The following is a 12213-nucleotide window of genomic DNA, read 5'->3' on the forward strand; positions in this document are numbered from 1 at the left end:
GTGATCACTACTTTAGCGGATTTCCCCCGAGGCTCATAATCGAGCTTCCGAACCGAATTCCGGCATGCCGAAATCCATCCCGATGAGGGGCCGTGCAGTAGTGGTGTGCCGCCGGTGCGGCGTGAGTTGCTGTCCCGTTCCCCTGGGGGCTCCGTGACAACCCGCAGAACATTACACGACGCTCCCGTGGCCACCAAACCGTGGCCGCCGACCCCCCGAGCGCGTACTCTCATGCTCATGACGAAGCATGCGCACACCCAGCAGTGGTGGGCCGCCTGACGGCGGCCGCCCAGCGCATGCACTTCCACGGCCGCCCCTCCGGCGGCCGTTCGCGTATCTCCTTCCCCGCGTACTCCGGCCGCAGGTCCGGCGGCCTTGAGACGGCGGGAGAGAACACCGACATGGCACAGACGAAGACGGCACGTCCGCGGATCTTCAGCGGGGTCAAGCCGACCGGCCATCTGACCCTCGGCAACTACCTGGGGGCCGTGCGCCGGTGGGTCCAGGAGGACCAGCACCGGTCCGACGCGCTGTTCTGCGTCGTCGATCTGCACGCGCTGACCGTGGAGCACGACCCCGCCCGGGTGCGGCGGCTCACCCGGCAGGCGGCCACCCTGCTGCTGGCCTCGGGGCTCGATCCCGAGCGGTGCACCGTGTACGTCCAGAGTCATGTGGACGCGCACACCCGGCTGTCCTATCTGATGGAGTGCACCGCGACCGACGGTGAGATGCGCCGGATGATCCAGTACAAGGAGAAGACGGCGCGGGAACAGGCGCGGGGCGGGAGCGTACGGCTGTCCCTTCTCACCTATCCCGCGCTGATGGCGGCCGACATCCTGGCGTTCGACACGGACGAGGTGCCGGTCGGCGACGACCAGGTACAGCACGTGGAGCTGGCCCGGGATCTGGCACAGCGGTTCAACCAGCGCTACGGCCCGGTCTTCACGGTGCCGCGGGCGACGCGCCCGCAGGTGGCCGCGCGGGTCATGGACCTCCAGGACCCGCGGTCGAAGATGGGGAAGTCGCATGCCGAGACGGCGGGGATCATCTATCTGCTCGATGAGACGGACGTGGTCCGCAAGAAGGTGATGCGCGCGGTGACGGACAGCGGGACGGACGTGGTGTACGACCCGGTGGAGCGTCCGGGGGTGGCCAATCTGCTGGATGTGCTCGCCGCGTGCACCGATGACAAGCCGGAGGTGCTGGCCGGGCAGTTCTCCTCGTACGGGGCGCTGAAGGGCGCGGTGGCCGAGGCAGTGGTGGAGCTGCTGCGGCCGGTCCGCGCCCGGCACGCGGAGCTGTGTGCCGACCCCTCTTATGTGGACGGGGTGCTGCGGGCCGGGGCGGAGCGGGCGCGGGGGCTGGCGCGGCCCCGGGTCGACGCGGCGTACGCGGCGGTGGGGCTGCTGCCGCCCGCGTGAATCAGCCGTTGCCGGAGGCGAGCTCGCGGCTGCGGTCGCGGGCCGCCTCCAGGGCGGCGATGAGGGCGGCGCGCACACCGTGGCTCTCCAGCTCCCGGATGGCGTTGATGGTGGTGCCCGCCGGGGAGGTCACCGCCTCGCGCAGCTTGACCGGGTGCTCCCCGCTGTCGCGGAGCATCACCGCGGCGCCGATGGCGGCCTGGACGATGAGGTCATGGGCCTTGTCGCGGGGCAGGCCCAGCAGGATGCCCGCGTCCGTCATGGCCTCGACGAGGAAGTAGAAGTAGGCGGGGCCGGAGCCGGAGAGCGCGGTGGTGGCGTCCTGCTGGGACTCGGGGACGCGGAGGGTCTTGCCGACGCCGCCGAAGATCGCCTCGGCGTGGGCGAGGTGCTCCTCGGTGGCGTGGCTGCCGGCCGAGATGACCGACATGGCCTCGTCCACCAGGGCGGGGGTGTTGGTCATGACCCGGATGACCGGGGTGCCCGCGGCCAGCCGCTCCTCGAAGAAGGAGGTGGGGATGCCCGCGGCGCCGGAGATGACCAGCCGGTCGGCGGGCACATGCGGCGCGAGTTCGTCGAGGAGCGTCCCCATGTCCTGCGGTTTGACGGTGAGGATGAGGGTGTCGGCGTACTTGGCGGCCTCGGCGTTGGAGACGGCCTCGACGCCGTGGCGCGCCCGCAGCTCCGCCGCGCGCTCCGGACGGCGGGCGGTGACCAGCAGATCGGAGGGCGACCAGCCGCCCCGGATCATTCCGCCGAGAAGGGCTTCGCCGATCTTTCCCGTGCCGAGCACGGCGACCTTCTCCGTCATGGTGCGGCTCTCCTCATGCCTTGCGGTGGGCAGCGGTGTGGGGCCGAGGGGGCACGGATGGGCGTACCCCGTCCATCAGCCCGTACCCCGCCATCCTCCCATGGGGCGACACGCTGACGGACATCTTATTCATCGTTCGATGAATTAATTTTTGCCTGTACAGCGGGCGCATGGGGGGAAGTGGATCGCGCCAGCGCTCGCCGGGGTGAACGGAGTCTGATCCTCCTGTTCGATAATCCCGCGTTCACAATTCGGTTACATATCGACTTGCAAATGGTCACGCCCTTCAGGAGACAATGGCAGTCGGTGTCGATACGCACATGGAGGGGGGCGATGGTGGGGACGCTCCGGAACACCGCACGCGGACTGCTTGCCGTGGTTTCCGTCTTAGTCGCCCTCTTCATCGCAGTCGACTGCGCGTCAGCGCAGGTCAAACCCTCAGAAGCCGTTCATACGGCAGTGGCCGCCGAAACCCGGCCGGCCCTTGGGGTCATCTCCTCGCACCATGACACCGGGGCAGAGGACTGTCACGGTCTCCGTGGCGGACGAGCCCCGTTCACCGCTCCCACACCGAGCGGCAAATACGGATGTGTGTGCGGATGCGACCACGTGGCCTCTGCGCCCCGCACCGCCGTCACCACACCCGTTCCGGAACGGCAGACCGTTCCTCTCATGAGATCGGGCGAGCTGCCCGTACTTCTCCAGATCTTCCGCTGCTGAGAGCCACACCGTCGTAGCCCGGCGGTGCCGATCCAACGACACACAGCTCTCACGCTTCTCTTCAGCAAGCGATCCAACCGCCAGCGACCGATTCCATCGATCCCACTGACGTGGCGCTATGCCGTGCCCCCGCCTGCCTTGCGCAGGTCGACGGGGCGCCCTGGAGGCAACCTCATGCGAAAGATCCTTGACCGATTCCGTGGTGGCTCAGGCACCACGGAAGGCTCCGGAATCGGCACCGGAACGCTCCGTGCCGACTTCACCGCATCCCTCGTCGTCTTCCTCGTCGCCGTGCCCCTGTGTGTGGGCGTGGCGGTGGCCTCCGGTGTTCCGGCCGAACTCGGCCTGATCACCGGCATCGTCGGAGGGCTGGTCACCGGCTTCCTGCCGGGCAGCAGCCTTCAGGTCAGCGGCCCGGCAGCCGGGCTGACGGTCCTCGTCTACGAGGCCGTCGAGAAGTACGGTCTCGCCGCCCTGGGCGTCCTCGTCCTGGCGGCCGGACTGCTCCAGCTGGCGATGGGCGCGCTGCGCCTGGGCCGCTGGTTCCGCGCGATCTCGGTCGCCGTGGTGCAGGGCATGCTCGCGGGCATCGGCCTGGTGCTGATCGCCTCACAGCTCTACGCGCTCGCCGACGCCAAGGCGCCGAGCAGCGGTCTCGGCAAGATCGGCCACATCCCCGAACTCATCGGCGACGTGGCCGGTTCCGGCACCGCGCTGAAGGCGGTGGCCGTGGGCGTCGCGACGATCGCGGTGCTGGTTCTGTGGCCGCGCTTCCGCAAGGGAGCCGAGCTCCTTCCCGCTCCGCTGGCGGCGGTCGCCCTCGCGACGGGCGCGACGGCGGCGTTCGACCTCCCGATCGCCCGGGTCGAGGTCCAGGGACTGCTGGACGCGATCCAGCCGCCCGGCGGCAGTGAGTTCGCGGCGCTGGCCGAGGTCGGCGTCATCGGCACCATCCTCGCCTTCACCCTGATCGCCTCGGCCGAGAGCCTGTTCAGCGCCGCCGCCGTGGACCGGCTGCACGACGGTCCGCGGACCGACTACGACAAGGAGCTCATGGCGCAGGGCGCGGGCAACGCGCTGTGCGGTGTGCTGGGCGCGCTGCCGATGACCGCGGTGATCGTGCGGAGTTCGGCCAATGTGCGGGCGGGCGCGAAGACGAAGGCCTCCCGGGTGCTGCACGGTGTGTGGCTGCTGGTCTTCGCGGTGCTGTTCCCGTCCGCGCTCGGCGTCATCCCGGTGGCGGCGCTGGCGGGTGTGCTGATCCACGCGGGCTGGAAGCTGATCCCGTCCAAGGACCTGGTCCCGCTGTGGCGGGAGCACCGCGGTGAGGCCGTGGTGCTCATGGTGACTGCGGGGGCGATCGTGGTCACGAACATGTTCGAGGGCGTCATCATCGGCCTGCTGATGGCCGTGGCCAAGACGGCGTGGGAGACCTCGCACGTCCATGTGGAGGTCCGCGGGCTCGACGACGACGATGAGCCGATCCGGGTCCGGGTGCTGGGCAACGCCACGTTCCTGCGGCTGCCCAAGCTGCTCGACGAGCTCGAGGCGCTGCCCCGGGAGCGGGTCGTGGAGCTGGATCTGAGCGGGCTGCGCCATGTGGACCACGCCTGCGGGATGGCGCTGGCCACCTGGACCGAGCGGCACAACGCGGTCGTCAGCCACGAGGCGGGTTCCACCGCCGCACGGGGCTCCAAGACGCCCGGTTCGCCCGATGCTCCGGAGGCTCCCGAGGAGCACAAGGTCCTGGCGTAGCAGCTTCGCACCGGTCCGACGGGCCCCCGGCGCCGCGCGCGCCGGGGGCCCCGGTGCGTCCGGGCCCGGCGATTCCTGTGCGGGTACGGCCCTGCCGCCTCGCCCCAGGGGCCCTTTAGGCTGAGTCCCCGGGGGACGATGGGGCCGATGGGACTCGTGGGACGGAAACGACCCAGACGGCCGCGCGGGGAACGGAGGGGAGGGGTGGCGGTGCCACGGGGCGCGGACGATCCGGAGAAGATCGGCGACTACGCACTGGAGGACCGGCTCGGCTCCGGCGGAATGGGCGTGGTCCACCTGGCGCGTTCGGCTTCGGGCCGCCGGGTCGCGGTCAAGGTCGTGCATGCGCAGTTCGCCGAGGACGACGAGTTCCGCACCCGCTTCCGCCAGGAGGTGGCGGCCGCGCGGCAGGTCAGCGGTGCGTTCACCGCGCCCGTCGTGGACGCCGATCCGGACGCCCGGCGCCCGTGGATGGCCACCCTCTACGTTCCCGGGCCCACCCTCTCCGAGCGGTTGACCGACGGTGGTCCGCTCGACGCCGGGGAGCTGCGGCGGTTGGCGCTGGGGCTGGTGGAGGCGCTGGGCGATATCCACCGGGTGGGGGTGGTGCACCGTGACCTCAAGCCCGCCAACGTGCTGATGGCCGACGACGGCCCGCGCGTCATCGACTTCGGGATATCCCGGGCCGGGGACAGCCAGGCGCTGACGGTGACCGGGCGGGTGATGGGCACCCCGCCGTTCATGTCGCCCGAGCAGCTCAGCCGTCCGCGCGAGGTCACCGCCGCCTCGGACGTCTTCTCGCTGGGCGCGTTGCTGGTCTACGCGGCGACCGGGAGCAGCCCGTTCGACGCCGAGAGCCCGTATATGACGGCCTACCAGGTGGTGCATGAACCGCCCGCGCTGGAGGAGGTGGCGCCGCCGCTGCGGGGCATCGTCGAACGCTGTCTCGCCAAGGATCCGGCCGCCCGTCCGGACCTCTCCGAGCTGGAACGGCTGCTGGCCGGACTGCCGTCGAGCGGTGCGCTCCGGGTGGCGGGCGGTGCCAGGCGCCGGGGGCGGGGCCGCGGCGGTGCGCTGCGCACCTGGTCCACCACGCTCAGCGGGATCCGGCGGCGCCGGCCCGTCCTCGCCGCGGTGACGGCCGCCGCCGCGCTCGCCCTCGGCGCCGGTACGGTCGCGCTGGTGAGCGCCCCCAGTGGCGGGGTGCGCACCGGCGGCACGGCGGAGCCGGAGCCGTCGCGCCAGGAGCGGGTGATCGCGCTGCCGCAGGACTGGCGGCCGTGGCAGCTCTCGCTGATCGAGGCGGCCGGGGGTGATCCGGCCAAGGGCGCGTCGGTCGTGGGCGACGATGTCTCCGGGCACTGCGAGCGCTTCGGCACCGCGCTGTTCTGCGGGGGGTACGGCTTCCCCGCGGTCCGGGTGGACGGGGCCACCGGGCATGTCGTATGGCGCGCCAAGGGCCTGTCGGCGGACCGGGACACCGCGACGCTCGGCAGCCAGCCGGAAGGGGTGCGGGACGGACGCGTGATCGTCCATGACACCCCGAGCGACACCGAGACCCAGGTGGTCGCCCTGGACGCGGAGACGGGCCGGCGGAAGTGGTCGCGTCCTTCGAGCGACACCACCGACACCGCGCTGTTCGGCCACGGAGTGCTGGTGAGCGACCCCGGTGACCATTCACTGACCGCGTGGAAGGTGTCCACCGGGGAGAAGCTGTGGACGCTGCCGGTGCCGCGGGGACGGGTGTGCGCGGCCGTGGCGTACGACGACGCCCCGTACGCGCTGTGCGCGGAGGACTTCGAGGACGGGGGCGAGGACGTCCGGTACACCGTGCTGCGTCTGGACCCGCGGGACGGCAGCTCCGAGGAGCTGGTCCGGCTGAGAGACGTCGAGGATCCGCTGGGGGTGTCCGGACACGAACTGCTGGTGCCGCGCCCGGCCGAGACCTTCGGACAGAAGAAGTACTCCGCCGTGCTCAGGGTCGATCTGCGCACCGGCGCCACCCGGACGATGCCGCTGCCGGAGAACGCGCGGGGCGATGCCACCCTGCTCGACGGCCGGCTCTACTTCGTGCAGGAGAGCGGCCGGGTCACCGCGGTCGACGCGCGGACCGGACGGCAGGTGTGGAGCGAGCCGACGACCGTGGAGCGGCTGGGGCCGCCGTTGCTCACGGAGCGGGAGAACACCGTCTATCTGTCCAGCTCCAGCGGGCGGTTGCTGGCCCTGGACCGGGACAGCGGCACGGAGCGCTGGCAGGGCGCGGCCCGCAGTCCGTCCAGCGGGACCGGTGGCGGGCTGGAGTCGGCGCAGGTGCTGCGGGTGCGGGGGGCGGTGGTGGCGCTGGCCAGCGACGGGACGCTGTTCTCGGTGGACCCGCTGCGGCCGGAGGCGAAACCCGCCGACAGCCCCGCGCCGCCGCGGACTCCGGCCCCGTCCGCGAACGGGGCCCGGAGCACGTCGTGGCCCCGTCACTAGACCCCTGGGGCGGGGTTAACGGTCAGCCGCAGGGCACGGCGACCATGCCGTCGCTGCCGGTCCTCACATATGCGTCGGAGACGTACTGACCGGGCGCGATGCAGTCCCAGAGGTCCGTGGTGCCGTACGGGCCGGAGACCTTCTCGCCGTGCCGCTGACAGCGGATGGGGACCCGGGTGTTGTACGGCAGCACCTTGATGAGTCTGTGGTGGGTGCCGGGTCCGCTGCGGACGTTGACCTGGTGGTTGGGTGCGGTCGGATAGGTCACCGCCCCCGCGGCACTCGCGACGGTGCCCTCGTCCGCGGTGTCTCCCATGACGGCTTCGTTGTCGGCCATCTGGCCCCTCCCCCGTTGAACTGCTTTTCCGAGTTGTGTGGATGTCGTGTGACCTGCCACGACATGCGGAGGCTAGCAAGATTCGCACAGGCCATCGACTAGGCTCGCCGAGTCGCAACTGGGGCCCGAGAACACGGGGGTGGGGCATGCCGCCGGTGCGCAGACCCGGGTCGGACCCGGAAACGGAGCATCCGGAGTTCGCTGGGCAGTACCGGCTCGAAGCACCTCTCGGCTCGGGTGGCATGGGGGTGGTGCACCTGGCGCGCTCGGCGTCGGGGCGACAGCTCGCGGTCAAGGTCGTGCATGCCGAGTACGCGCAGGACCCGGAGTTCCGGGCGCGGTTCCGGCAGGAGGTGGCGGCCGCGCGGCGGGTCAGCGGCGCCTTCACGGCACCGGTGATCGACGCCGACCCGGACGATCCGCGGCCCTGGATGGCCACCCAGTACATCCCCGCCCCCACGCTCGCCGAAGAGGTCAAGCGGAACGGGCCGTTGGGGGCGGCTGAGGTGGTACGGCTGGCCGCGGGGCTGGCGGAGGCGCTGCGGGACATCCACCGGGCGGGCGTGGTGCACCGGGATCTCAAGCCGAGCAATGTGCTGCTCGCGGCGGACGGTCCGAAGGTCATCGACTTCGGTATCTCCCGGCCCGCCGACAGTGAACTGCGCACCGAGACCGGGCAGCTCATCGGGACCCCGCCGTTCATGGCGCCCGAGCAGTTCCAGCGGCCGCGGACGGTGGGTCCGGCCGCGGATGTGTTCGCGCTGGGGTCGGTGCTGGTGCACGCGGCCACCGGACGCGGGCCGTTCGAGTCCGAGAGTCCCTATCTGGTGGCGTACCAGGTGGTGCACGACGAGGCCGATCTCGCCGGGGTGCCGGCTGAGTTGCTGCCGCTGGTCCAGCGCTGTCTGGCCAAGGATCCCCGGGAACGCCCCACTCCGGACGCCCTGATGACGGTGTTGCGCGCGATGGCCGACCCGCTGCCGTCGTCACCGCGCGCCACGGTGCCGCTGGTTCCGGCGCAGCGGGCCCCGGATCCGGTGTCGCTGCCGGGCAGGGGCGCGGCCGCGGTTCCGGTGCCGGCGCCCGGCGAGGGAGCGGTCCCGGCGGCGGACGGCGCGGACGCCAGCAGCAGCGGCGCGGAGGGGATCGACACCCACGTCAAGGAAGCCGCGCCCGGCGCCCGTCCGGTGCGCCGCCGGATGGCGCGCCGCTGGCTGACGGCCGGACTGGTGGCCGCGGTGCTGGCCGCCGCGGGCACGGTCGTGGCGTTGCGCAAGGGCGCCGAACCGCGCCCGGACGCGCGGGCGGCCGCCGCGCAGCGCGAGGCGGGCGATGGCGCGGCCACCGCGGCGTGGCGCCCGTGGCGGGCCACCCTGGGCGGCGGCCGGGCGGCGGGCACCGGCACCGCGCGGCCCGCGTTCTGCTCGTACGGGGGCGGGGCGCTGTACTGCGCCGGGCGGGGCGTCGGCGCCGCGCGGCTGGACCCGTCCGACGGCCGGGTGGTGTGGTCGCGCCCGGCCGCGGCGCGCGGCGCGGCGGACGGGGTGCCCACCGCCCCGGCGCTCTCCGGCGGATTGCTGCGGGTGGTCTCGCCGGACGGGGCCCGGCTGGAGGCGCTGGACCCCAGGACCCACCGGGTGCGCTGGAACCGCGATGTGTCCGGGTACGGCGGCCGGGTCTACCCCGCCGGTGACACGGTGCTGCTGGTCGCCGCGGACGGTACGGTCCGCGCGGTCGACGGCGCCACCAACCGGGAGCGGTGGGGCCACCGGCTGTCCGGCCATGTCCGGCCCAGCTTCTTCGCGTACGGCGACGGCCGCACCGCGTACGCCGTCACCACCTCCCCCGACGGTGGGCGCACCCTGGTCACCGCGGTGGACGCGGTGCGCGGCACGACGCGGTGGCGGCACGCGTTCTCCGGGCAGCTCACCCCGGCCGGGACCGGGCCGCGCGGCGCCCTGCTGCTGACCGAGACCGACCGCCAGACCCGTACCACCGCCGTGGTGCGCTACGAACCGGGACGGTCCGGCGTCCGGCGGGTGGCGCTGACCGCGCCGGTGTCCGCGGCGAGCGCGGTCGTCCGGGGCGGGACGGTGTACCTGCTGTGCGCGGACGGCGGGTTGGTGGCGGCGGCCACCGGACGGGGTGAACGGGGCTGGCGGCTGGAGACCTCGGTGGCCAACGCCTCACCGCTGGTGGCCACGGACGGACGGCTGTACTTCTCGGCGGCGGACGGCCGACTGCTCGCCGTGGACGCCCGGAAGGGCACGCTGATCGGCCAGACCGAACCGCGCGCGGGCCGGGCCGGGCGGAGCTATCTGGAACTGGTGCCCGCACCGGTGGCGGCGGACGGCAAGGTGTTCGCGGCGGCGCCCGACGGCACCGTGTTCGGAGTGGACGAGCGGCACCCGGCACGCTGGTGACCCCCGGGTGCCCCCGCGGGCCGTCCCGTACGCCCGATTAGAGTGACCGCTGCATCGAGGGTCGGCAGGGGGAGGACGGATGGCACTGCGCGCGGGAGATCCGGAATCCATCGGCGGGTACGTCCTGGAGGAGCGGCTCGGCCGGGGCGGTATGGGCACGGTGTATCTGGCGCGTTCGTCCTCGGGCCGCCGGATCGCGCTGAAGGTGGTCCACCAGCAGTTCGCCGACGACGATGAGTTCCGGGTGCGGTTCCGGCAGGAGGTCGCGGCCGCGCGCCGGGTCAGCGGCGCCTTCACCGCGCCCGTCGTGGACGCCGACCCGGACGCCCCGCTCCCCTGGATGGCCACCTCCTACGTGCCCGGCCGCACCCTGGCCGAACGGGTCGCCGCGGACGGCCCGCTGCGCGGCGCCGAGCTGCGGCTGCTGGCGATCGGGCTCGGTGAGGCGCTGCGGGACATCCACCGGGCGGGCGTGGTCCACCGCGATCTGAAACCCGCCAACATCGTGCTGTCGGACGAGGGTCCGCGCGTCATCGACTTCGGTATCGCGCGGGCCGCCGACCACCAGACCCTGACGATGACCGGCCGGGTGATGGGCACCCCGCCGTACATGTCCCCGGAGCAACTGCGCGATCCGCGCGAGGTGGGTCCGGAGTCGGATGTGTTCTCGCTGGCCACGGTGCTGGTGTTCGCCGCCACCGGGCAGAGCCCGTTCGACGCGGACAGCCCGTACATGACGGCGTACCACGTGGTGTACGAACCGCCGGACCTGGACTCGCTGCGGGGGCCGATGCGGGACGCGCTCGCGGACTGCCTGGGCAAGGAGCCCGGCGAACGGCCCGGTCTCGACAGGCTGTTGGCGCGGCTGCGGGCGCTGCCCGCCGATGACAGCTGCGTCAGCACCGCGCCCCGGGACGAGGTGAGCGCCCAGGGCGCCGAGGGCCCGGAGCACGAGGACACCGGGACCGTGCCGGCCGCCGGCCGTCCGCGGCGCCGGGCGGTGCGGGGCGCGGTGGTGGCGGGCGTGGCCGCGGCCGTCACCGGAACGCTCGTCCTGGCCGGTCTCGCGGTGTCGTCCTCGGGCTCGGGGCAGCACCGGGCCGAGCCCAGGCCCTCGTCCACCGCCGCCGGATCGCTGCCGGACGGCTGGCGGCCCTGGCACCGTACGCTCCCCACCGACGAGACCTCGTCCGGCCAGGGCGGGCTGGGCGCCGGCAACGGCTTGTCCGGCAGCCGGTGCGCGCACACCGGGACCGAGCTGTACTGCGGCGGTCCGGGAGCCCTCCTCACCCGGCTGACCGCCACCGGGCACGAGGTGTGGCGCCGCGCGGCCGACGACCGCGCCGACCAGATCGTCGGGCTGGCCGGGAAGCAGGTGATCAGCGTCGTCGACCGCACGGACGGCACCAGCCGGATGGAGGGCCACCGGCGCACCGACGGGAAGCGCGTCTGGCGCACCGACGTGGGCAGGGCCTTCGTGAACTCGGTGTTCACCCGGGGCGGGGGCCATGCCGTGCTCACCCAGAACTGGGACGCCGAGACCTTCCAGGCGGTGGACGCCGTCACCGGGGCCATCCGGTGGTCGCACCGGATCAGCCGTGAGCTGACCTGCAGCGGGGTGGTGATCGCGGAGCGCCCGTACGCCCAGTGCCGTCCGCCGGACGACGACACCGACGAGCACCAGTCGGTGTGGGCCCTCGATCCGCGCACCGGAGCGCCCACCCGGATCGCCGCCCGGATGCCGGGGACGGTCATCGCGGAGCACGAGGGCCGGCTGGTCTTCGTCCAGCAGCGCTCGAAGAAGACCCTCGACTTCACCGATCTGGTGCTCGTCGACCCGGACGGCAAGGACGCCCCGCGCCGGGTGGCGCTGCCGCCGGGGCTCCGCGGGGACCAGGTCACCCCGGAACTGCTGGACGGCATCCTGTACTTCGTCCGGGACAACGGCGAGGTCACCGCCCTCACGCTGGACGGCAGACAGCGGTGGCGCAGCTCGACCCAGGTGGAGTTCCTGGGGCTGCCCGCGCTCTCCGAGCGCCACGACACCCTCTATCTGACGACCGCCGCGGGCCGGGTGGTGGCACTGGACCGGGGCGACGGCCGGGTGCGGTGGCGGGGGAAGCCCCGTACCGACCCGGGCGGGCCCCCGGCGGACACGCTGCTGATGGGCGACGCGCTGTACCTGGTGTACGGATACGAGCGGGTGGAAGTGGCGAGTGTGGACGCCCGCCGCAGGAGCTGAGCCCCCGCGGCGGGGCCGGTGACGGGTTC

Annotated in this window: 7 protein-coding genes; 5 read left to right on the forward strand and 2 right to left on the reverse strand. The window is 72.9% G+C overall.

The genetic code is table 11. From position 1 onward, the window contains the following. Positions 1-401 precede the first annotated feature (401 nt). Positions 402-1421, forward strand: a complete 1020-nt coding sequence (gene trpS, locus NMK44_RS34295; RefSeq protein WP_254750689.1) for a tryptophan--tRNA ligase — start codon at positions 402-404, stop codon at positions 1419-1421. Position 1422: 1 nt separating this feature from the next. Here trpS and proC read toward each other — a convergent pair whose 3' ends face one another. Continuing rightward, complete coding sequence (gene proC / locus NMK44_RS34300) at positions 1423-2232, reverse strand: pyrroline-5-carboxylate reductase (protein WP_254750527.1); 810 nt, start codon at positions 2230-2232, stop codon at positions 1423-1425. An 894-nt stretch (positions 2233-3126) separates the two neighbouring features. Here proC and NMK44_RS34305 point away from each other — a divergent pair. Further along, positions 3127-4707 carry a SulP family inorganic anion transporter gene (locus NMK44_RS34305; RefSeq protein ID WP_254750529.1) on the forward strand — a complete coding sequence of 527 codons (1581 nt, stop codon included), beginning with the start codon at positions 3127-3129 and terminating at the stop codon, positions 4705-4707. A gap of 210 nt (positions 4708-4917) precedes the next feature. Continuing rightward, a complete protein-coding gene (locus tag NMK44_RS34310) occupies positions 4918-7182 on the forward strand; it encodes a serine/threonine-protein kinase (RefSeq protein ID WP_428849369.1) in 2265 nt (754 codons plus the stop codon). A gap of 22 nt (positions 7183-7204) precedes the next feature. On the opposite strand, the gene NMK44_RS34315 is transcribed toward NMK44_RS34310, so the two are convergent. Next, positions 7205-7519 (reverse strand): SH3 domain-containing protein, encoded by a 315-nt coding sequence (locus tag NMK44_RS34315; protein WP_254750533.1) that lies wholly within the window; start codon positions 7517-7519, stop codon positions 7205-7207. A gap of 146 nt (positions 7520-7665) precedes the next feature. On the opposite strand from NMK44_RS34315, the gene NMK44_RS34320 reads away from it, so the two are divergent. Both NMK44_RS34320 and NMK44_RS34325 read left to right on the forward strand, forming a co-directional pair. Beyond that, entirely contained in the window at positions 7666-9942 is a 2277-nt protein-coding gene (locus tag NMK44_RS34320) for a serine/threonine-protein kinase (RefSeq protein WP_254750535.1), read from the forward strand. 79 nt (positions 9943-10021) lie between these two features. Continuing rightward, a complete protein-coding gene (locus NMK44_RS34325) occupies positions 10022-12184 on the forward strand; it encodes a serine/threonine-protein kinase (protein ID WP_254750537.1) in 2163 nt (720 codons plus the stop codon). Positions 12185-12213: the final 29 nt, after the last annotated feature.

The organism is Streptomyces cucumeris (assembly GCF_024295805.1).
Taxonomy (GTDB): domain Bacteria; phylum Actinomycetota; class Actinomycetes; order Streptomycetales; family Streptomycetaceae; genus Streptomyces; species Streptomyces cucumeris.